Origin of the sequence: Roseobacter sp. HKCCD7870 (assembly GCF_037830315.1) — a bacterium.
In the GTDB taxonomy this organism is placed as follows: Bacteria; Pseudomonadota; Alphaproteobacteria; order Rhodobacterales; family Rhodobacteraceae; genus M30B80.
Genome location: NZ_JBBLYO010000003.1, coordinates 168,830 through 190,729 on the forward strand (window position 1 = coordinate 168,830; position 21,900 = coordinate 190,729).

Sequence of the window (21,900 nt, forward strand, 5' to 3'; positions counted from 1 at the left end):
CAGATGATCTGTCTTGCCGTCCCAACATAAGCGCAAGACCGCGCGGACACTAGCGATCTTCGACAGAATTGCCAAGTTCCTCTCTTGCAGATGTCGAGGGAAGATATAGCTTGGGGGTCAAAGAGGCGCATAACAGCGCCCGAGCAGGTTTTGATCTTTTAAAATATAGGGGTTCACCCGTGACAGGCGCGATAGGCACAGGACGTAGATGGCATAAGATCATTATGGCCGTGGGTTTGGCTTTGGTCGCATTGGTGATGCCAATTCGCGCTGCGTTGGCCCAAAGCCCCCTCCGCGAGGCAATCGCGGCGGCAACAGAGCGCGATTTTGAGCGTGCGCGCGCGCTTCAATCGGATCTGTCTGACGCTGTTGCCCGCGATGTTGTGCAATGGGTTATTTTGCGCGCCCAAGGGGGCACAGCGGCAGAATATCCCGATTTTCTAGAGCGCCGTAGCGATTGGCCGGGTCTGCCATACCTTCACCAACAAAGTGAGGGGGCTATGGCCGAGGGGGGCAGCCCTGATCAGGTTATTGCCTATTTTGGCGGTACCATGCCCCTGACCACCGATGGGCTGCGCGGTTTGTTGGCGGCCCATGAGGCGCGTGGAAACAACACAGCCTATCAGCAAGTGCTGCGTGAGGCTTGGGTGACCATGCCACTGTCCCGCGATTTGGTTGCAGATCTCTTGGCGCGTCATCGTTCGGATCTGGCGGCGCTGAATTTTGCGCGGCTTGATATGTTGCTCTGGGAAGGTGAAACCGCCCTTGCCGAGCAGATGATGGCCGAAGTGGAGAGTGGCGCGCGTGCCTTGGCGGCGGCGCGTTTGGCCCTTCGGGCTGGGCGCAGTGATGGGATCAATGCGCTGATTGATGCTGTTCCAGCGCAATATGCAGGTGATGCGGGGCTTGCTTTTGAGCGGTTTCGTTGGCGCATGGAGGCGGGGCTTTGGGATGGCGCGCGCGAGATGATGTTGGCGCGCTCAACCTCGCAAGACGGATTGGGTCGCCCTGAATATTGGTCGTGGCGGCGTGCCTCATTGGCCCGTGATGTGATGCGCGAAGGGGATTTTGCGCAGGCCTACCAATTGGCCGCGCCCCATTTCCTCTCGCCCGAACGCGATGCAAGCGATTACGCGGAATTGGAATGGTTGGCGGGATATAATGCCCTGAAATCTGGCAATGCTGCCCGCGCCTTGACCCATTTTGAGGCTATGAGATCGGTTGTGGATTCACTCATTTCGTCAGGGCGTGCGGGCTATTGGATTGGGCGCGCACATGAGGCCTTGGGCAACACAGAGGCGGCCCGTTCTGCCTATGGCTATGGCGCTGAATTCCAATCAAGTTTTTATGGTCAATTGGCCGCAGAGCGCGGAGGTTTCCCGCAAGATGAAGGGTTCCTAGGCCGCGAGCAATTTGGCGATTGGCGGCAGGCTTCCTTTGCGGATTCTTCGGTGTTTCACGCGGCGTTGTTGTTACATCAGGCCGGCGAGGGGGATTTGGCGGAACGCTTTATGACCCATTTGACCGAAAGCCTAAGTCGTGCCGAGGCAGGTGCGCTGGCCCAATTCGCGCTTGAACTGCGCGAGCCGCATTACGCAGTCATGATTGCAAAACGCGCGGCTTTGGATGGGCATGAGATCATGCCTGCCTATTTTCCCGTGACCGATTTGGCATCCGCAGATTTGGGGTTTGACCCTGCTTTTGTCCTGTCCGTCGCGCGGCGCGAGTCCGAGTTTAACCCCACAGTTATCAGCCCTGCAGGGGCGCGCGGTTTGATGCAAGTGATGCCGCGCACGGCCCAATCCGAGGCGCGCCGACAAGGCATTGCTTATGAAGAGCAGCGCTTGCTGAGCGACCCCGCCTATAACGCGCGGCTTGGCGCTGGATATTTGCAATATCTCAGCGAAGATTTTGGGACGAACCCCGTGCTTTTGGCTGTTGCTTATAATGCGGGGCCTTCACGCGCGACTGCTTGGATCGAGCGATTTGGTGATCCGCGCGATCCCGCAGTTGACATTGTGGATTGGATCGAAGCCGTGCCTTTTACTGAAACGCGCAATTACATCATGCGCGTCACGGAGAGCCTTCAGATTTACGAGGCGCGTCTGACGGGGGCGTTACAGCGTCCGCATTTGTCGGAACTGCTGCAACGGCGTTGATCTGCTCTGCTTTTTCCTTGGCGCGGGCGCGGAAGAGGGTGAACAACCCTGCCGCAACCACAAGCCCTGCGCCCAGTGCCACGTTTTCCCGCAGCACATCGCCGAAGATTAATATCCCGATAATCGATGAAAACGGCATCTGCAAATAAGCGAAAGGCTGCACGGCACTGGCTTCGGCCACCTCATAGGCGCGGATCAGCAAATAATGCCCAAGCGCGCCTGTCATGCACAAAAACCCCATCCAGATCCAATCGGTAGGGGCCATGGCCTCCCAAAACCAGATGCCCACTGCTGTCATAAAGATCGCACCCGTGATCCCCGTCCAAAAGAAACTGGTTGCCGCGCTGTCTTGGCGCGACACATAGCGCGTCAAAAGCCCATAGACCGCGAACATCAGCGCCGATGCCAATGGGATTAGCGCCTCAATGGCAAAAACAGTCACGCCAGGTTCAAGGATGATGAGGATGCCGATAAAGCCCGTGCCAATGGCCGCCCATCTGCGCCAGCCCACCTTTTCCCCAAGGATTGGCCCAGATAGGGCCGCAACCAAAAGCGGATAGCAGGCAAAGATCGCGTGGCTTTCGACCAGACCGAGAAGCGTGAAGGACAACACCGCCACGCAAACTTCGGCGGCTAAAAGAACCCCACGGAAGGCCTGCAGAAAGGGTTGGTTGGTGGCAGCAGCCGCCTTGAGGCCGCCTGCCTTGCGGGCGGATATGGCAATGACGAATGCCGCAAAGAACCAATAGCGGATCATCACGACCATCATGACATTGTATTCACCCGCCAAATGGCGGCTGATCCCGTCTTGAATGGCAAAGACGATGGTCGTGGCAATCATCAGGAAAATGCCCTTGCGGGTGTTCTGCTCGATCAATTCTTGCGCCCCTTCGTCATATGGCGTTTGCGGCCAAACCCTTGCGCCCTCGTGATAGAAAACCCCGCGCACTCAAGGGCGCGGCGCACTGCGCCTGCGGCGGTGTAGGTCGCACAAGTGCCGCCCTGTTTGGTATGCTCTGCCACGGCTTGCATAAGATCATCTTCCCAAAGCTCGGGGTTTTTGGCAGGTGAAAACCCGTCAAGAAACCACGCATCTGCGACCCCATCCCATTGGGGCAATGTCAAGCGCGCATCCCCAAAAACAAGCTGCAAAACGTAGTCAGGGCCTATGATTTGTGGTGGCAAATTGGGGGTTTGTGTCAGCGCGGCACAGGCATCGGCGGGCAAATTCGCGCGATGCGCCCCCCATGCGCGGGTCAAATCATCGCTTTGCAGTGGGAAGGCTTCAAAAGATGTGAAATGTAAAACGCCCGCGGTCTTGGCCGCGCGAAACGCAGCAAGGCTGGCCAGAAAATTCAAGCCTGTGCCAAAGCCAAGCTCCGTAATGTGAAACCCATCGCAAAACCGTTCGGGTAGGTCATTGCCGCTGAGGAAGACATAGGTGGTTTCCGCCAATCCGTTATCGAGGGAAAAGAACGGATCATCGAATTGGCGCGAGACGGGAACATCACCCGTCCGCCATTCAAGGGGATGTGGCTGGCTCTTATTCATGGCTTGCCTTAAAAGACCCGCGACATTGCGGGCTTGTGGCAAACTGAGCCTGTCGCCGAAATTTGGCAAGGGGCGAAATCATGCGCTACGATGTGACAGTTTTGGGGGCAGGGATCTTTGGGCTTGCCATTGCATGGGCCTGTGCCGCGCGCGGCGCAAAGGTGCAAGTCATCGATCCTAACGGCATTGGCGCAGGTCCCTCTGGCGGTGTTGTGGGGGCCTTGGCCCCTCACGTGCCCGAACAATGGAACGCGAAAAAACAATTCCAATTCGAAGCTCTTGATGGGGCAGCCGTATTTTGGGCAGGTGTCGCTGATGCCGCGAACCTGCCTTCTGGCTATGCGCGGGTCGGACGCGTGCAGCCGATCATGGATCAGGCAGGGCTTGATCTGGCGCGCGCGCGTCAAAGTGGGGCCAAGACCCATTGGCAGGGCCGCTATATCTGGGACATCCGCCCTGCCGCCGATTATGCGCCATGGATCACAAGCCCCACCGCGCAGGTTATTTTCGATAGTCTCAGCGCAAGGCTTGCCCCGCGTCAAGGTTTGGCCGCCTTGGTCGCAGCTTTGCGGGCCAAGGGTGGGCAGATCGTCAGTGATGCCCCGCTGATGGGGGCCGTGGTTGAGGCTACAGGTGCCGCAGGTTTGGCAGAGCTATCCGATGCTTTTGGCGTGGCGGTGGGCGCGGGCCAAAAGGGACAGGCGGCAATCCTTGATTCGGATATGGGCAGCCTGCCACAGCTTTTCATAGATGGGGTGCATTTCGTGCCGCATGAAGGGCCGCAGGGGCGCGGGCAGGTTGCCATCGGGTCAACGTCGGAGCGGGACTTTAATGACCCATCCACCACGGACGCCAATCTAGATTTTTTGATTGAAAAGGCGCGCAGGCTATGCCCCGCTTTGGCAGAGGCGCAGGTTGTCACGCGTTGGGCGGGTCTGCGCCCCCGTGCCAAAAGCCGCGCGCCAATGCTGGGGCGGCATCCGCTTCGGACGGATCACTTTATTGCCAATGGTGGCTTTAAGATTGGGTTTGGCATTGCCCCCCGTGTTGCCGATGTCATGGCAGATTTGGTGCTAGAGGGGCGCGACACCATCCCCTCTGATTTCGCACCCGCTGTGTCCTTGCCAGCACAGGCCTAAAGCCCCGCTGCACGCCGCAATTCACCCATCAATTCATCAAGGGTTTTTTGCGCGCGCGCATTGATCAGAACCTCGCCATCAAATTGATCTGGCCCTTGCGCCAAACAGAGCTCGGGCCCAGTCAAAAGATGTGGACGAAATGGCGTTAGACAGAGGCGCAGTGAATATTGCGCCCGCTCGCCGCCTGCGCGCCCTGCTGCTGAAGACATAATCGCAACGGGTTTATCGCGCCACGGGTTGCTGTCGGTGCGACTGATCCAATCAAGCGCATTTTTTAAAACGCCTGACAGCGCCTTGTTATATTCGGGGGTCGAGATGATCACCGCATCCGCCGCTGCGATTTGATCGCGCAGGCGGATCACCGCGTCAGGGATGCCTTGGCTGTCTTCAACATCCCCATCATAGAGTGGAAGCTGCAAATTCGCTTCAATAAATTCAGCGGGGTCAAAGCTCTGCGCAGCCGTGTTCATCAGTTTTCGATTGCTTGATACTTTGCGCAACGCCCCGCACAGCCCGATTAATCTTCCTCTGGACATCTCGCACCCTTCTTCGTCTATGCTGCTCGCAAAGATAGTCAGGATAGAGATTGAAACAATGACCCCCCCTTCACGCCATGGCGGCAAAATCCTTGCAGATCAACTTGCAGCGCATGGGGTGCGGCGTGTTTTCTCTGTTCCAGGTGAAAGTTTTCTGGCCGCATTGGATGGGCTTTACGATCACCAAATCGAGAACATCGTGTGTCGCCAAGAGGGGGGTGCGGCCATGATGGCCGAGGCCCATGCAAAAACCACGGGCGAGGTGGGCGTTTTATTCGTTACCCGCGGGCCTGGGGCCAGCAATGCCGCCTCTGGTCTGCATGTGGCCATGCATGACAGCACCCCTTTGGTCTGTTTTGTCGGGCAGGTTCCGCTGGCGCATCGGGATCGCGCAGCTTTCCAAGAGGTTGATTATCGTGCGTTTTTCGGCCCGCTCGTGAAATGGGTCGCGGAGGTGGAGCAAACTGACCGACTGCCAGAATATATCGCGCGCGCGTTTCGCGTGGCGCAATCGGGCCGGAAGGGGCCCGTGGTTTTGGCTCTACCCGAGGATATTCTTTCGGCTGTGGCGGACTGTGTTGATTTGGCCCATTCGGGTGTTTCGTCCTCTTTGCCTGATCCGCAGATTGTTCGGGAATGGCTTGGCGCCCTCGCCGCGTGCAAATCACCCATGATGGTGGTGGGTGGCAGCGATTGGTCAGAACAGACCCGCGCGGATGCTGAAAAGATTGCAGCACATTTTGACATCCCAATCGCCACCAGTTTCAGGCGGCAGGATTACGTTGATAATCATCACCCTTGCTTCGCGGGGTATTTGGGTGTCGGGGCCTGTCCTGCAACCATGCAAAGTTTTGCCAAGGCGGATGGGGTTCTGGCCCTAGGCACCCGCTTGGGTGAGGTGGTGACAGGCGGATATGTGTTGCGCGATCCGCGTAAGGGTTGGCAGGGGCGGCTTTATCACGCGCATCCTGATCCGGATGAATTGGGTCGCGTCTTTCGCCCTGATGCAAGTATGGTTTGTGAAATCCCAGCTTTTCTGCGGGTGGCGCGAGCGGTTCTAGACGATATCCCCGCACAAGATCAGGGTCGCGCCGCGCGCGCGCATGCGGCCTATCGCGTGTGGCAAAACCCCCAAATCACAACGGGTGATGTGCGCCTTGAGGAAGTCGTGCTTGAGATGTCCCGTATTCTTGGGGGGCGTGGGATCGTGACCAATGGCGCAGGCAATTACGCGGCTTTTGTGCATCGCTATTTTTCTTATCGCCGCTTCGGTCAACAGCTTGCGCCGACTTCTGGCTCGATGGGATATGGATTGCCTGCGGCGGTCGCAGCCAAACTGGCGCATCGTGAAACCCCTGTGATTTGCATGGCGGGGGATGGTTGCTTGCAAATGACCTTGCAGGAGCTGTCGACAGCGCGGCAATTTGGGGCGGATATTGTCGTGGTGATCGCCAATAATGGCCGCTACGGCACCATTCGGATGCACCAAGAGAAAACCTATCCAGCGCGCGTGTCTGGCACCGATTTATTCAACCCTGATTATGTCGCCTTGGCACAAGCCTATGGCGGGACGGGTCATTTGGTGACCCGCACAGCCGAATTCGCGCCTGCCTTTGAGGCGGCCTTGCAGGGAGGCTTGCATCTGATCGAATTGCGGCTTGACCCAGATATGCTGGCGCCATCCTTTAACCTCTCCGATCTCAAAGGCTAGGTCGCGCGCTCACCGCTTGCGCCGCAGCCTCAAGCGCAGTAAATGGCCCATATGACACGGGTGTTTGACATGGATGATCGCGCGCGCCTGCCGTGGCGCTTTTTCGGGCGTGCCTCTGGCGACAGGGGGCGTTTGCCGTCCTTGTGACGCAAACCGATTTCCCTGATCCAATCGCCCGTAAGGAGTAAAGACATGACTGCAGGAAAAACCCTTTATGACAAAATCTGGGATGCCCATCTCGTCCATGAGGCTGAGGATGGCACCTGCCTTTTGTATATTGATCGCCACCTTGTGCATGAGGTGACAAGCCCTCAGGCCTTCGAGGGTCTGCGCATGGCAGGGCGCACGGTGCGTGCGCCAGAGAAAACCATCGCTGTGCCAGATCACAACGTCCCCACTACACCTGATCGTTTGAAAGGTGGGATGAGTGAGGAAAGCCGCATTCAGGTTGAGGCACTTGATAAAAACGCCAAGGATTTCGGGATACACTATTACCCCGTTTCTGATGTGCGTCAGGGCATTGTGCATATTGTTGGCCCTGAACAGGGCTGGACATTGCCAGGCATGACCGTGGTTTGTGGCGACAGCCATACCGCGACCCATGGGGCTTTTGGGGCGCTTGCGCATGGGATTGGCACATCTGAGGTTGAGCATGTTCTGGCCACCCAGACCCTGATCCAGAAAAAATCCAAGAATATGAAAGTCGAGATCACAGGCAGTCTGCGCCCAGGCGTGACGGCCAAGGACATTACCCTATCCGTCATCGGCCATACGGGCACGGCGGGCGGCACAGGCTATGTGATCGAATATTGCGGCCAAGCCATTCGCGAATTGTCGATGGAAGGGCGCATGACGGTCTGCAACATGGCGATTGAGGGCGGCGCGCGCGCGGGCCTGATCGCGCCTGATCAAAAGACCTTTGACTATGTCATGGGCCGCCCCCACGCGCCGAAGGGCGCGCAATGGGAGGCTGCTTTGACATGGTGGAAGACCCTGTTCTCAGATGAGGACGCACATTGGGATAAGGTCATCACCATCAACGGCGAGGATATCGCGCCCGTGGTGACATGGGGCACTAGCCCTGAGGATGTATTGCCAATCACTGATGTTGTCCCTGCACCCGAAGATTTCAAAGGCGGCAAGGTTGATGCCGCACGCCGTTCCTTGGAATATATGGGCCTCAAACCGGGTCAGCGTTTGCAGGATGTCGAGATTAACACGGTGTTTATCGGGTCTTGCACAAATGGCCGCATCGAAGATTTGCGCGCGGCAGCTGAAATTCTTAAGGGTAAGAAAATCGCTGTAAAGCGCGCGATGGTTGTGCCCGGCTCTGGCCTTGTGCGCGCGCAGGCTGAAGAAGAAGGTTTGGCTGATATCTTCATCGAGGCAGGTTTTGAATGGCGTCTCGCGGGGTGCTCCATGTGTCTTGCGATGAACCCTGACCAACTTCAGCCTGGTGAACGCTGTGCAGCAACATCAAACCGCAACTTTGAGGGGCGTCAGGGGCGCGGTGGTCGCACCCATTTGATGAGCCCTGCAATGGCTGCGGCTGCGGCGATAACAGGACGCCTCACCGATGTGCGCGAGATGATGTAATTTCACCTTTGGTGAATTTCGAAAAAGCCCCGCCGATTTGGCGGGGCTTTTTTGTTGCGTCACAGCAAAGTGCGCTCGACCACCCAATAGGCCCCAATGGCGGAAATGACCACCGAGGCGGGGATTGCGATGAAGGGGCGATACCAATCACGCTTGCCAAACCAGAGGCCAACCGCAAGGAAGGCCAGACCGATTACCGCAAGCTGACCAAATTCGACTCCAATATTGAACCCGACCAATGCCACGCCAAAGCGGTCTGCAGTGATCCCAAAATCCCCAAGAACCGAGGCAAAGCCGAGCCCGTGCAACAGGCCAAACCCGAACACCAACGCCGTACGGGCGCGTAGGTTTTCACGGCCAAGAATGTTTTCGACACCCACATAGACGATTGAAGCAGCAATTAATGGCTCGACCACCGAGGCGGGGACGCGCACAATCTCAAGACTTGCAAGGGCGAGCGTAATGGTATGGGCCAAAGTAAATGCGCTGACCTGAAGCAACAAAGGCTTGAGGCGCAGCGAGAAGAAAAACAGGCCCAAAACAAACAGAATATGATCTATCCCTAAGGGGATAATATGCTCAAACCCAGCGACAACATATCGGGTAAAGACGGGCCATGCCCCCTCGCTGAGGGCAGTGCCGCGGGGCAAAGGTGCTGATAATTCACCATTGGTGAGAAAGCCTTGATAGGCATCCGCGCCGCCGCCGACCTGACGCAGCACCAATTCGCCATAAGCCGCGCTCCAGCCAATTTGAACGGGTGCATCCCCTATAGGTAAATCTGCGCGCAGGGTCAAAGTGGTGTCGCGTGGTAATTCCAAATCGGGATTGGGTGCGATGCTGACACCCACAAATTCAGGGGGCAGTGTCACCCCATTCACCATAATCTGGATATTGTCCTGAATGCGCGGCCATGCCCCCTCGAACGCGGCGCGCAGGGCCTCGGGCGATTGCGCGCGCAATTGGTCATAGATCAACGCCTCTGGCGCGTCATTGGTGTTCTCTAGACCCGCAAGGTTAATGCCTGCAATCAGCGGCTCTAGCGTCAGGGAGATGCTCATCTCCACCGCATCGGTGGTGACAGACACATCGGCCACTGCGGGGCGGATTTCATGGGCCCGCGCTGATGTGCTGAACATCAAGCACAGCATCGCCAACAAAAAAGTGATGTGGGAACTGTTTGACAAAATGCGTGTTAAGATCATGGTCACTGCCTAGGTTAAGGGGAGAGATGCAATGAAACTGGCCGTTTGTCTGAACATTGGCGCAATTTTGTTGGCGGGCAAGTTATTCGCGCATGAATTTTGGATTGATCCCCTCGAATACATGGTTCCGTCTGGCGGAGAAATTCGCGCTGACTTGCGTGTTGGCACTGAATTTCGCGGTGCGCCGATGGTGTATCTGCCGCGAGATTTCACGCGGTTTGAAATTGCTGATGCCAACGGTTTGCGGCCTGTTGAGGGGCGTTTTGGGGATCGCCCTGCCGCCCATGTTGCGGGTGCTGCTGATGGTTTGGTGGTGATGATTCACGAAAGCACGCCGAAATTGGTCACATGGTCAGAATGGGAAACATTTGCAGCATTTGCCGCGCATAAAGATTTTGGTGCGATCGAAGCGCGCCACGATGCACGCGACCTGCCGCGCGCAGGTTTTTCCGAGGCCTATACCCGCCATGTGAAGGCGCTGTTCGCCGTAGGCGAGGGGGCAGGGCAAGATCAGCGATTTGGTCTGTCGACCGAATTCGTTGCATTGGAGAACCCCTATCTTGACGATGTGAGCGATGGGTTCTTGCTGCAGCTTTTTGATCAAGACACCCCGCGCGCCGCTGTTCAGGTTGAACTGTTTGCGCGCAGCCCCGAAGGCGAGGTCACGATCACGCTGCATCGCACCAATGATCAAGGCGAGGTGAACTTGCCTGTCATGTCAGGTTACGCCTATTTCGCCGATGCCGTGGTTTTGGATGAGATTACACCCCAAGAAGATGGCCGTGTGTGGGGCACGCGTTGGGCAGGTCTGAGTTTTATGATCCCATGAGCGCGGGGTGCGAGTATGGCTTGCCCCTGCGTGCCAGATTGGCTAAAGCCTGACCGATCTCAAGGAGAGGCCTATGGATAAGTTTACAACCCTGACGGGGATTGCCGCCCCGCTTCCGCTGATCAATATCGACACAGATATGATCATCCCCAAGCAGTTTTTGAAAACGATCAAACGCTCTGGTTTGGGTAAAAACCTCTTTGACGAGATGCGCTTTGATCAATCAGGCAATGAAATCCCTGAGTTCGTTCTGAATAAACCTGCTTATCGGGACGCGCAGATTTTGGTCGCTGGCGACAATTTTGGCTGCGGCTCCTCGCGCGAACACGCGCCTTGGGCATTGTTGGATTTTGGCATTCGTTGCGTGATTGCACCGAGCTTTGCTGATATTTTCTTCAACAACTGCTTTAAGAACGGGATTTTGCCGATCCCTCTGCCGCAGGAAGAGGTCGATAAACTGATGGATGACGCGTCAAACGGCGCGAATGCCACCTTGACCATCGACCTTGAGGCTCAAGAGATCACCCGCCCCGATGGCCAGAAGATCGCCTTCGAAATCGACCCGTTCCGCAAACATTGCTTGCTCAATGGATTGGATGATATCGGGCTGTCCTTGACCAAGGTCGAGGCCATTGACGTCTTTGAAGCAACCGCGCAATCCGCGCGTCCTTGGGTCTAGTTTCAAGCGCGTCTGCGCTTTTGCCCTGATCTGACTGGATAAATTTCAGGCCCCTGCATCCTCATCGGTGTGGGGGCCTTTTTGCCAATGTGCCTGTTGATCAGGGCAATGACCTTGCTGCGGTTGCGCTACATGATCCGCAGCTATCAAAAGAGGATCATCGCGGCGCTGACACCTGATGAAAGACTGGCCCTTTCTTGACCCTGACGCAGCCAAAGGATAGGGCGTGTGCAATCAGGATTTTCAAGACGGATTAGTTCCATGAGCAACCCATCGCTTCTCATTCTTCCCGGTGACGGGATCGGCCCCGAGGTTATGACCGAGGTGCGCAAAATCATCGACTGGTATGGCGCAAAGCGTGGCCTGACCTTTGATGTCACCGAAGATCTGGTGGGCGGTTGCGCATATGATGCGCATGGCACGCCTTTGACCGATGAGACGATGGAAAAAGCGCAAAGCGTTGATGCCGTGTTGCTTGGCGCGGTCGGCGGCCCGAAATATGACAATCTCGATTTCAGCGTAAAGCCTGAGCGCGGCCTGCTGCGCCTGCGCAAAGAGATGGATCTTTATGCGAACCTTCGGCCTGCGCAGTGTTTCGATGCCCTCGCGGATTTTTCTTCGTTGAAGGCGGATGTGGTTGGCGGCCTCGACATCATGATTATCCGCGAACTGACCAGCGGCGTTTATTTCGGTGAGCCACGCGGCATCCATAAAGAAGGCAATGAGCGCGTTGGCGTGAACACCCAGCGTTACACTGAAAGTGAAATCGCCCGCGTGGCGCGGTCGGCCTTCGAACTTGCGCGCCGCCGCAACAACAAGGTCTGCTCAATGGAGAAGGCCAATGTTATGGAATCGGGCGTATTGTGGCGTCAGGTTGTGACCGAAGTGCATGCTGCTGAATATTCTGATGTGGAATTGTCGCACATGTATGCTGACGCAGGCGCAATGCAGCTGACCCGTTGGCCAAAGCAGTTTGATGTGATCGTGACTGATAACCTCTTTGGTGATCTGCTGTCTGATTTGGCAGCAATGTTGACAGGGTCTTTGGGCATGCTGCCTTCGGCAAGTCTGGGCGCACCGATGGCCAATGGCCGACCCAAAGCATTGTATGAGCCCGTTCACGGCTCTGCACCTGATATTGCAGGCCAAGGCAAAGCAAACCCGATTGCGTGCATTCTCAGCTTTGCGATGGCGCTGCGCTATAGCTTTGATCAAGGGGATGAGGCGACCCGTTTGGAAAAAGCGGTTGAGGCCGTTTTGGCTGATGGTCTGCGCACAGCCGATTTGATGGGGCCAGAAGGCGGCTCGCCCGTTTCGACCGCTCAGATGGGTGATGCCATTGTCAAAGCGCTAGACGCGTCTTTGTAAGTTTCGGCCCTGTTCTGATTTGCACCCGCTTGACCGCAAGGTTGAGCGGGTGTTTTTGTGTATATAGGCCACCCGATGCAAAGCTGCAGCATCGGGGGCAGGAATATCGCCATCTTGCATATTCAATCTTGGCAAGCGGCTGTGCCGATGCCTTGATTGAGGAATAAGCCAAGGAAATGCCATGTCCAAAGATCGCGAGAGCACCAACATCAAAGGCGCATTGATCGCATTGGCGGCATTCGGAATTTACGCCACCCATGATGTGGTGATCAAATATCTTGGCGCGAGCTATTCGGTCTTTCAGATCGTGTTCTTCTCGGTTTTGTTTGGCTTTCCCGTCACCATGTTGTTGCTGATGGGCGAGCCCAAGCCAGAAACTTTGCGGCCCAAATACCCGTTCTGGACAGCATTGCGTTCGATTGCGGTGGTGTTCACGGGGGCGACTGCATTTTACGCATTCTCAACCCTGCCCTTGACCCAGACCTATGCGATCATTTTTGCGATGCCAGTTCTGATCACATTGCTGGCCATCCCTATGTTGGGCGAACGCATTGGCATTCGGCGCGCAAGCGCGGTGGTCGTTGGGCTTGTCGGTGTTTTGATCGTGCTTCGACCAGGGGCGGCGGATTTGAACCTTGGGCATTTATCCGCATTGGCGGCGGCATTTGGCGGCGCCTTAGTCTCGGTGATTTTGCGCAAGATCGGGTCTGAGGAACGCTCCGTGACCCTGATGCTTTATCCGATGATGGCCAATTTTATCGTCATGGGCGCGCTTCTGCCTTTCGTCTACGAGTCGATGCCGCTGTTGGATATGGCATTGATGGCGCTGGTCGCAATTTTGGCCTTGCTTGCGATGTGGCTTGTGATTTTGGCCTATCGCATGGCGGATGCGGTGATCGTTGCGCCCATGCAATATTCGCAGATCCTTTGGGCCGTGTTTTTTGGCACAATGTTTTTCGGCGAAGGGGTGGATCAAGCCACAGTAATCGGTGCAGCCGTTATCATCGCGTCAGGTGTTTATATCGTGCTGCGCGAAGATAGCCGTCCTGCGGATAGCCAAAAGCCTGTCTTGCGCACCCATGGCCGCATTGGGGCACCAAGCGTGCCACGGATGACGGCAATTTTGCGCGGCAAGGAAGAAACAGACTAGCGGTGCATATTTCCGACTGTTTTAATCGGATGCCTTCCCTCAGGTCTGAAAATCACATAAGCCCTCTCTCATGACTGAGAAAATGCGCATCACGGGGGATCATTGGTTTGGCCTTTTGGGCAAGCTTGTGGTCGCATTATGCCTTCTGCCGATGATTGCTGTGGCTATTGCCGCGCTTTCGGGTGGTTTCGACACAATTGTTAGTCTTAGCCAAAGCGTTCTGCCCCGCTATGTCGGGGCGACCTTGCAACTCAGTGTAATCGTAGGGCTAGGAACGGCTGTAATTGGGACGGGTGCCGCATGGCTTGTCACCATGACGCGGTTTTTTGGGCGGCGGGTGTTGGAAATTGCCCTCGCCCTGCCTTTGGCCTTCCCAGCCTATGTTCTGGCTTATGCCTATACGGATTTGCTTGATCATCCAGGACTTGTGCAGTCCACCTTGCGCACCTTTATGGGATGGGGCCCTCGCGATTACTGGTTCCCTGAAATCAGATCACTTGGTGGTGCAGCGGCAATGTTGGTCTTGGTGCTTTACCCTTATGTTTATCTTCTGGCGCGCGCAGCGTTTCTGCGCCAAAGCGCCACCGCTTATATCGCGGCGCGCACGTTGGGGCAGGGGCCATGGGGCGCATTCTGGCGCGTCAGTCTGCTCGTTGCTCGCCCGGCGATTGCAGGGGGTGTGCTGCTTGCTTTGATGGAAACCTTGGCTGATTACGGAACCACCGCCTATTTCGGTGTTCAGACCTTTGCCACGGGCATCTATGTCAGTTGGTTTGGCTTGTTTGACCGCGCGGCGGCGGCGCAGCTTGCCCTGTGTCTGTTGATTGTGGCCTTGACCCTTGCCACGTTAGAACGCCGACAGCGCCGCCATTCCCGTCATCATGACGCGGGCCGGAGATTTGAGGTGATGGAGCCTGTCACCCTCAATGGCCGCGCTGCTTTTGGGGCTATTTTATTCTGCGGTTTGCCCGTTCTCTTCGGCTTTGTTTTGCCCGTGTGTATCTTGATCACACTTGCGGCTGATCAAGCGCATATCCTTTTCACAGAACGCTATTTGGGCTTCTTGCGGCACTCTTTGACACTTGCCGCGATTGCGGCCTTGCTGACTGTCGGGGCGGCCATTTCGCTTGGATTTCGTGCGCGCTTGCGGCCCACGCCGATGTCAAAAACGGCCCTTAGGGTTGCGGGCATTGGGTATGCGGTGCCCGGTGGTGTGATTGCGGTGGGTCTGCTGTTTCCCTTTGCGGCCTTTGACAATGCGCTTGACCACTTCATGGAGACGAATTTCGGTATTGATACGGGCCTTTTGATCAGCGGGTCGATCTGGCTGATGATCATGGCCTATATGGTGCGTTTCATGGCGGTGGCGCTGAACACCTATGAGGCGGGCATGGCCACCCTGAACCCGAATATGGACGCGGTCGCGCGCACATTGGGGCATGGGCCTGCACCTATGTTGCGGCGGATTCATGTGCCGATCTTGCAGCCTTCGATCTTGACCGCGCTGCTGATTGTTTTCGTGGATGTGATGAAGGAGCTGCCCGCCACCTTGATCCTGCGCCCCTTCAACTATGATACGCTCGCTGTGCAAGCGCACCGACTGGCCGCGGATGAACGATTGGCTGAGGCCGCAGTTCCCAGTCTGATCATTGGTGCCGTTGGTTTGATCCCAGTAGCCATCTTATGTTGGAGCCTGAGCCGAGAAGATAGGTGAACGGGTTGGTGATAGCCCGCGCCCATAGGTGGGCAATGTGGGGTCAGGACATAACACGCCTCAGCGCCCCAAAAGCAAACGAGCGCCCCTTGATAGGGCGCTCGTGAGTTGTTTGGTGGTTCGTGGCCTGTTGCGCGAACCTATTCCCAACCTGCGGTGTTCAGAACCTCAACCGCTGCGCCGACATTTTCGGCAATATCCGACAGATCAATCGCATCAGGGCGGAAGATGCCCAGTGCCGCGACCGATGGGGCGAGGCCAACACCCGGAACGGCAGGGTATTCATCATTGCCCGCTGAGAAATACTGTTGCGCCTGATCCGAGGTCAGATATTCCAGAAAGGCAATCGCGTTCTCGCGGTTCGGGGCATGGGCCGCGACCCCACCGCCAGACACGTTCATATGCGCGCCGATATCGTTCTGGTTTGGAAACACCCACCCGATATTGGCCAGTTGGTCAGGGGTGATTTGGTTATCCCCTTGGCGCAGGATGCGGGCGAAGTAGTAGGTGTTCGACATCGCAATATCACATTCACCAGAGGCAATGCCGCGCAGCTGATCCGTGTCGCCACCTTGTGGTGCGCGGGCGAAATTTTCAACCACGGCGTTGGCCCAGTCCTGCACAGCATCGAGACCCAAATGCGCGATCAAGGCTGCTGTGAAGTTCTGTGTATAGACATTCGTGGCAGAGCGGATGCAGATCTGGCCTGCATATTCGGGCTTCGCCAAGTCCTGATAGGTTTGGGGCGGGTTGGCGACATCGGTTTTGTCATAGAACAAAATCCGTGCGCGCTGCGAGAATGCGAACCACTGGTTGCTGTCATCTTGAAGATAAGAAGGAATGCGGGCTTCTAGCACATCGCTTTCCACGGGCTGCAACAGTCCCATTTCGGCGGCCCGCGCCAAGCGCACTGTGTCAACAGTCAAAAACACATCTGCGGGGCTATTGGCGCCCTCGGCCTGCATCCGCGCGATCAGCTCATCTGCATTGCCTTCAATGCGGTTGATGGTGATGCCTGTTGCAGCGGTAAAATCAGAATATAGCCGCTCATCCGTGTCGTAATGGCGGGATGAATACAGGTTCAATTCCTGTGCCTGTGCCGCGGTTAGGGTGGTTAGAAAAACGACGCTGCCAAGCAGCAGGGAGAGAGGTCGGTTCATCCTAAAGCTCCTGTTTGAGTTATTTCCGACAATTTTAGTCGGGATGCCGCTTTTGATCACGATTCACGCAGGGGGTCAAATAAATTCCGACAAAAATTATCAGATTTAACTTCTGGCTTGCCCTTGCCTTGGTGCTACGGCATCAGTTTGCCTGAGGGATGAGGAGGACAGCCAGCCATGAAAGCGGGCATTGCTTTTCTTGTGCTCGCCTATGTGCTGAGCCAGTTTTATCGTGCGTTTTTGGCCGTCATGGCCCCTGTTTTGGCATCGGATATCGGGGCTACGCCGCAAAGCTTGGCGACAGCTTCGGGCGTGTGGTTCGCCGTTTTTGCCGCGATGCAAATTCCTGTGGGTATCGCACTTGACCGCATTGGGCCGCGCCTGACCGCATCGGTGTTGCTGCTTGTTGGCGGTGCGGGGGGTGCTGCCCTGTTTGCGACTGCGGCGGATGTGCGCGATGTGCAAATTGCAATGGGGTTGATCGGATTGGGCTGTTCGCCCGTTTTGATGGCAACCTATTACATCTTTGCGCGGGTTTATTCTGCGGCCATCTTTGCCACGCTCGCAGGTGTGACGATTGGCATTGGATCAATGGGCAACTTGGCAGCTGCAACACCCATGGCTTGGGCGGTTGAGGCCGTGGGGTGGCGCGAAACCGTTTGGGGCTTGGCGCTTGTGACGGGTCTTGTTGCGCTGGCTTTGTTCCTCTTGGTCAAAGACCCCGCCAACCCAGAAGGCGATCAAAAAGGCAGCTTGATGGATCTGCTGCGCATTCCTGCGCTTTGGCTTATCTTCCCGTTGATGTTTGTGGGCTATGCCCCGTCAGCGGGGGTGCGTGGCCTGTGGGTTGGGCCTTATATGGGGGATGTCTTTGGTCTAACTGTTGCTGAGATCGGCACGGTGAGCCTGATCATGGGGGTTGCGATGGTGGTGGGTAGTTTTGCCTATGGCCCGCTGGATCGGTTCTTTGGCACGCGCAAATGGGTTATCTTGATTGGGAACCTGTTGGGGGCCTTCGCCTGTTTGGCGATTTGGGCTGTGCCCGAAAGCAGTATTTTGACAGCTACTGTTCTGGTTGCGGCCTTGGGGTTGTTTGGGGCGTCCTTCCCTGCCCTTGTTGCCCATGGGCGCAGCTTCTTTCCCCCGCATTTGGTTGGGCGTGGTGTGACCTTGATAAATTTGTTTGGCATCGGTGGGGTGGGTGTGATGCAATTCGCCTCAGCCCCTTTCTTCACTGCGCTGTCAGGCACGATGGCCTTGCCTGCCGCCTATGGGGCCTTGTTTGGGGTCTTTGCGCTTGCCGTTCTGATCGGATGCGCAATTTACCTCTTTAGCGAAGATCGCCTTGACTAAGCGCGACCAGATTGCGCGCCAAGTGCCCCTTTCGCTTTGGTCGCACATGATTTAAGGGCATGCGCAGTCGTAAGCCTGAAGGATATGGAACATGGGTTACAAAGTTGTCGTTGTCGGCGCCACGGGCAATGTGGGCCGCGAAATGCTCAACATTCTAGACGAGCGTCAATTCCCTGTTGACGAGATCGCCGTGCTTGCCTCGCGTAAATCGCTTGGCACAGAATGCAGCTTTGGTGACAAGACCCTAAAGACCAAGGATCTCGATACATTCGATTTCACAGGCTGGGATATAGCATTTTTCGCGGTTGGGTCTGAAGCTACAAAAACCTATGCACCGATTGCGGCATCGCAAGGTTGTATCGTGATCGATAATTCCTCGCTCTATCGCTATGATCCTGATGTGCCTTTGGTTGTCCCTGAGGTGAACCCTGAGGCGGTTGAGGGCTATGCGAAGAAGAACATCATCGCGAACCCCAATTGCTCCACCGCCCAGATGGTTGTTGCATTGAAGCCGCTTCATGACCGCGCTCGGATCAAGCGTGTTGTGGTGTCGACCTATCAGTCTGTGTCTGGCACAGGCAAAGATGCGATGGATGAGCTGTGGAACCAGACCAAGGGAATGTTCGTTCCAGGTCAGGAAGTTGCCCCGAGCGTTTACCCCAAGCAGATTGCCTTCAACGTGATCCCGCATATTGATGTGTTCATGGAAGATGGGTCTACTAAGGAAGAGTGGAAAATGGTCGCTGAGACCAAGAAAATCCTCGATCCTTCGGTTAAGGTAACTGCAACCTGCGTGCGTGTGCCTGTCTTTGTGGGCCATTCCGAGGCGATCAATATCGAGTTTGAAGATTTCCTAGACGAGGAAGAAGCCCGTGACATCCTGCGCGCGGCCCCAGGTGTGATGGTGGTCGATAAGCGTGAGGCGGGCGGTTATGTGACCCCTGTGGAATGTGTCGGCGATTATGCCACCTTCATCAGCCGCATCCGTCAGGACAGCACGATTGAGAATGGTCTAAATATTTGGTGCGTCAGTGACAACCTGCGCAAAGGTGCTGCGTTGAATGCGGTTCAGATTGCAGAAACCTTGGGCAATCGGGTTCTGAAAAAAGGCTGACGCACGGCGTTGCGCATCAGATATATCGGGGGGCCGTTGGCCCCCCTTTTTCTTAAAATCGTTCGGCGCGGAGGACTTCGCAGTCAGTCACGCTGACCACGCCGATATGCCGCTCCACCACCGCGAATGCCGCTTTGAGCAGCGCCTCTAGCTTTTCTGGGCGAATGATGCAGACCACGTTGATCATTCCGCCTGCACGGCTGACCTGACCCTCGCGGCTCCATTGTCCTGAACGGCCCGACCCGCCCAAAACGGGTAGGATCGTGAAGCCTGTCACCCCCGCCTTGACCAATGCATCCGTGAGGCGGGTTTCCATGACCGCCTCAATTGTGATCTCAACCCGCTTTGCGTTATGTGTTTCCATTGCCTTAGCCTCCCGTGGCGGCGCGCGCCAATGCCAGATAAATTGGTATGCCCAATGTCAAATTGAACGGGAACGTAATCCCAAGTGATAGGGTGAGATAAATTGAAGGATTGGCCTCAGGCAGGGCCACGCGCATTGCAGCAGGCACCGCGATATAAGAGGCCGAGGCGGAGAGCGTCATCATCAACATCACGCCGCCTGTCGACAGACCCAAAAGCAACCCGGCTCCAAGGCCAAGACAACTGCCGATTAAGGGCATCAGCACGCCAAAGGCGAAAAGCCCTGGCTTCAGTAAATGCCGCGCATCCCGCAGGCCGCGCCCCGCCACAAGGCCCATATCCAAAAGGAAAAGGCACAGCACACCTTGGAAGGGGGATACGATGAAAGAGGCGATTTTATCCAAGCCCTCTTGGCCTGTGATCCCGCCAATAATGAAGGATCCGATGAGCAAAACAATAGATCCATTTAGCAGGATTTCCCGCAGCAGACCCGCATCCATACCGCCGCCTTGACCCGCTTTTGCATCCGCCCGTGCCACAAGCCACAGGGCTGCTAAGATTGCAGGGGCCTCCATCGCGGCGGCGACCGCGACCATATAGCCTTCGCTCATCAAACCTGCGGTTTGCAGCACTGAACTTGCCGCGACAAAGGTCACGATCGAGATCGAGCCGTAATGTGCCGCCACTGCGGCGGCATCAATGGCCGTTAGCCCCGTCATCACGCGCAGCAAAGCGAAGGCTATGAAAGGCAGAACAAACGACAAAATCACCCCAGCCAAAATCGAGAAGATCAGCGTTTGGTCAATGCCATGCGCGGCCACGCTGGCCCCGCCTTTGAAGCCAATGGCAAAGAGCAAATAGAGCGACATCCCTTTCGCTACGGCCTCGGGCACGCTGAGGTCAGAGCGCGCAAAAGCAGCTGCAAATCCTAAGACGAAAAACAAGATGATGGGCGAGATCAGGTTCTGCGCCGCGAGCGACAGGATCGAGTCCATGAACACCTCCAGATTTTGCTCAGCGTTGCCTAACGAAGCGGGGCCAAGTGGTAAAGTTTAGACTTTCACAAAATGGCGCAATGTGCCGTCATAGCTTTCGATATCCATATCCGCGATATCGGCCCAAATCCCATGCAGGGTCAGGTTCTTTGAGCCTACAGCCTCGGCCACCACGGGATAGCTCATCAGGTTTTCAAGCGAGACTTGTATCCCCTCTTTTTCAAGCATGGTTTGTTGAACCTCAGGGGCGGTGATATATTTGACCCTCTCAAATCCTGGCCGCAAAACATCCAACCAACGGCCCACAAAGCTTTCTTTCTTTTCCAAATCGGGGGCGCGGCCTTGGCACATGTCAATACACCCCCGCACGCCGCCGCAATTGGAATGGCCCATGATGATGAGATGCTCGATTTTGAGGTTCTTGATTGCAAACTCGACCGCGGCAGCGGTGCCGTGATGCTGCCCGTCAGGGGTAAAAGGGGGCACCAGATTGGCGATGTTGCGGTGAATGAATAATTCACCTGTGCGTTGTCCAAACACGGATGTCACAGCAACGCGGCTGTCGCAGCAGGCTATGACCATGGCCTTTGGATTCTGCCCTTCGGTTGCCAATTTGCGAAACCAATCACGGTTCTCAGGAAAGGATTTCACTTTCCAATCCTGATAGCGTTCAAGCAAATAACTTGGCAGTGATTTAATGCGGTGCATCCATAATGTCCCTTCAGAGCACTTGATCACAATCTCTGATAATTTTCTATAAACTGTCTTTTCATTCCTGCCTCAAATCAACCTTTTCTTCACCCCCAAATATCACCCTGTGACCACATGCAGCGCACGGTGGGATGGGAAAATGACGGATGTGGTGACCGTCTTGCGTTTTGAAGAACCTGCGCGGTTTGATCCCGACAGGTTAGAGCGGCTTTGTCGCGATATTGGCGAGACGCAAGCAGAATATGAAGTTGCTGTGGATCATGATCGCGCTCGCGCAGATTGACTGTGTCGACAGCACTCTTGAACGGAAAAAGATTGTTGCTGAGATTGCCAACTCTGCCAGCAAGATCGGTATGGCGACCTTGGCGCGGGTGGCGCGCGATGTTCATATCGTGATGGCGCGCCAAGATATGGCCGCAATCGGCGCAACCTTGGCCCGTTTGCGCCGTGTGGGTGAGCGATCAGTTTATGCGATTTACGATATTGAGGATATGAGTGTGTGATCGCCCTTGCGGCGCGGGATGGTGTTGTTACTTTGCGGTGCAGCGATATTGCCCTGACCTCAAA

The 21,900-nt window shown here is 56.0% G+C and carries 21 protein-coding genes; 13 read left to right on the top strand and 8 right to left on the bottom strand.

What is annotated here, in order from left to right:
* The first annotated feature begins 179 nt into the window (after positions 1-179).
* Positions 180-2,159 (top strand): lytic transglycosylase domain-containing protein, encoded by a 1,980-nt coding sequence (locus AAC637_RS12225; RefSeq protein ID WP_340303817.1) that lies wholly within the window; start codon positions 180-182, stop codon positions 2,157-2,159.
* Here the strand turns inward: AAC637_RS12225 and AAC637_RS12230 are convergent.
* Together AAC637_RS12230 and mnmD are read right to left on the bottom strand one after the other, a co-directional pair.
* Entirely contained in the window at positions 2,074-3,036 is a 963-nt protein-coding gene (locus AAC637_RS12230; protein ID WP_340303818.1) for a DMT family transporter, read from the bottom strand. The genes AAC637_RS12225 and AAC637_RS12230 overlap by 86 nt on opposite strands.
* On the bottom strand, positions 3,033-3,710 hold the full coding sequence (gene mnmD / locus AAC637_RS12235) for a tRNA (5-methylaminomethyl-2-thiouridine)(34)-methyltransferase MnmD (RefSeq protein WP_340303819.1): 678 nt from the start codon (positions 3,708-3,710) through the stop codon (positions 3,033-3,035). The genes AAC637_RS12230 and mnmD overlap by 4 nt, the downstream gene beginning before the upstream one ends.
* Before the next feature lie 80 nt (positions 3,711-3,790).
* Between mnmD and AAC637_RS12240 the strand changes: the two genes are divergently transcribed.
* Positions 3,791-4,849 (top strand): NAD(P)/FAD-dependent oxidoreductase, encoded by a 1,059-nt coding sequence (locus AAC637_RS12240; protein ID WP_340303820.1) that lies wholly within the window; start codon positions 3,791-3,793, stop codon positions 4,847-4,849.
* Here AAC637_RS12240 and AAC637_RS12245 read toward each other — a convergent pair.
* Positions 4,846-5,385 carry an NADPH-dependent FMN reductase gene (locus AAC637_RS12245; RefSeq protein WP_340303821.1) on the bottom strand — a complete coding sequence of 180 codons (540 nt, stop codon included), beginning with the start codon at positions 5,383-5,385 and terminating at the stop codon, positions 4,846-4,848. The genes AAC637_RS12240 and AAC637_RS12245 overlap by 4 nt on opposite strands.
* A gap of 58 nt (positions 5,386-5,443) precedes the next feature.
* Between AAC637_RS12245 and AAC637_RS12250 the strand changes: the two genes are divergently transcribed.
* The gene (locus AAC637_RS12250; RefSeq protein ID WP_340303822.1) at positions 5,444-7,096 is read left to right on the top strand and encodes a thiamine pyrophosphate-dependent enzyme; all 1,653 of its coding nucleotides are present in this window, start codon (positions 5,444-5,446) and stop codon (positions 7,094-7,096) included.
* Between the two features lie 192 nt (positions 7,097-7,288).
* Positions 7,289-8,692, top strand: a complete 1,404-nt coding sequence (gene leuC / locus AAC637_RS12255; RefSeq protein WP_340303823.1) for a 3-isopropylmalate dehydratase large subunit — start codon at positions 7,289-7,291, stop codon at positions 8,690-8,692.
* A 59-nt stretch (positions 8,693-8,751) separates the two neighbouring features.
* On the opposite strand, the gene AAC637_RS12260 is transcribed toward leuC, so the two are convergent.
* Positions 8,752-9,831 (bottom strand): HupE/UreJ family protein, encoded by a 1,080-nt coding sequence (locus tag AAC637_RS12260; RefSeq protein WP_340303824.1) that lies wholly within the window; start codon positions 9,829-9,831, stop codon positions 8,752-8,754.
* A 97-nt stretch (positions 9,832-9,928) separates the two neighbouring features.
* Between AAC637_RS12260 and AAC637_RS12265 the strand changes: the two genes are divergently transcribed.
* From AAC637_RS12265 to AAC637_RS12285, 5 genes are all read left to right on the top strand, one after another.
* The gene (locus tag AAC637_RS12265) at positions 9,929-10,726 is read left to right on the top strand and encodes a DUF4198 domain-containing protein (protein WP_340303825.1); all 798 of its coding nucleotides are present in this window, start codon (positions 9,929-9,931) and stop codon (positions 10,724-10,726) included.
* A gap of 73 nt (positions 10,727-10,799) precedes the next feature.
* Complete coding sequence (leuD, locus tag AAC637_RS12270; protein ID WP_340303826.1) at positions 10,800-11,405, top strand: 3-isopropylmalate dehydratase small subunit; 606 nt, start codon at positions 10,800-10,802, stop codon at positions 11,403-11,405.
* Between the two features lie 261 nt (positions 11,406-11,666).
* Entirely contained in the window at positions 11,667-12,773 is a 1,107-nt protein-coding gene (gene leuB, locus AAC637_RS12275) for a 3-isopropylmalate dehydrogenase (RefSeq protein ID WP_340243754.1), read from the top strand.
* Between the two features lie 181 nt (positions 12,774-12,954).
* Positions 12,955-13,923, top strand: a complete 969-nt coding sequence (locus AAC637_RS12280; RefSeq protein ID WP_340303827.1) for a DMT family transporter — start codon at positions 12,955-12,957, stop codon at positions 13,921-13,923.
* Positions 13,924-13,993: 70 nt separating this feature from the next.
* Positions 13,994-15,637: an ABC transporter permease gene (locus tag AAC637_RS12285; protein ID WP_445322740.1), complete on the top strand. Its 1,644-nt coding sequence runs from the start codon at positions 13,994-13,996 to the stop codon at positions 15,635-15,637.
* A gap of 140 nt (positions 15,638-15,777) precedes the next feature.
* On the opposite strand, the gene AAC637_RS12290 is transcribed toward AAC637_RS12285, so the two are convergent.
* Positions 15,778-16,797 (bottom strand): extracellular solute-binding protein, encoded by a 1,020-nt coding sequence (locus tag AAC637_RS12290; RefSeq protein WP_340303828.1) that lies wholly within the window; start codon positions 16,795-16,797, stop codon positions 15,778-15,780.
* Between the two features lie 177 nt (positions 16,798-16,974).
* Between AAC637_RS12290 and AAC637_RS12295 the strand changes: the two genes are divergently transcribed.
* Together AAC637_RS12295 and AAC637_RS12300 are read left to right on the top strand one after the other, a co-directional pair.
* On the top strand, positions 16,975-18,150 hold the full coding sequence (locus tag AAC637_RS12295; protein ID WP_340303829.1) for an MFS transporter: 1,176 nt from the start codon (positions 16,975-16,977) through the stop codon (positions 18,148-18,150).
* Between the two features lie 91 nt (positions 18,151-18,241).
* Entirely contained in the window at positions 18,242-19,264 is a 1,023-nt protein-coding gene (locus tag AAC637_RS12300; RefSeq protein WP_340303830.1) for an aspartate-semialdehyde dehydrogenase, read from the top strand.
* A gap of 52 nt (positions 19,265-19,316) precedes the next feature.
* Here the strand turns inward: AAC637_RS12300 and AAC637_RS12305 are convergent, their stop codons facing one another.
* From AAC637_RS12305 to AAC637_RS12315, 3 genes are read right to left on the bottom strand one after another with little or no spacing between them, the layout of a single operon-like run.
* Entirely contained in the window at positions 19,317-19,628 is a 312-nt protein-coding gene (locus AAC637_RS12305) for a P-II family nitrogen regulator (protein ID WP_340303831.1), read from the bottom strand.
* Positions 19,629-19,632: 4 nt separating this feature from the next.
* Entirely contained in the window at positions 19,633-20,622 is a 990-nt protein-coding gene (locus tag AAC637_RS12310) for a sodium-dependent bicarbonate transport family permease (RefSeq protein WP_340298279.1), read from the bottom strand.
* Positions 20,623-20,679: 57 nt separating this feature from the next.
* Positions 20,680-21,330 (bottom strand): carbonic anhydrase, encoded by a 651-nt coding sequence (locus AAC637_RS12315; protein ID WP_340303832.1) that lies wholly within the window; start codon positions 21,328-21,330, stop codon positions 20,680-20,682.
* 142 nt (positions 21,331-21,472) lie between these two features.
* Here AAC637_RS12315 and AAC637_RS12320 point away from each other — a divergent pair, with 142 nt between their 5' ends.
* Positions 21,473-21,616 carry a hypothetical protein gene (locus AAC637_RS12320; protein WP_340303833.1) on the top strand — a complete coding sequence of 48 codons (144 nt, stop codon included), beginning with the start codon at positions 21,473-21,475 and terminating at the stop codon, positions 21,614-21,616.
* Entirely contained in the window at positions 21,594-21,836 is a 243-nt protein-coding gene (locus AAC637_RS12325) for a hypothetical protein (protein WP_340303834.1), read from the top strand. Before AAC637_RS12320 ends, AAC637_RS12325 begins: the two co-directional genes overlap by 23 nt.
* Positions 21,837-21,900: the final 64 nt, after the last annotated feature.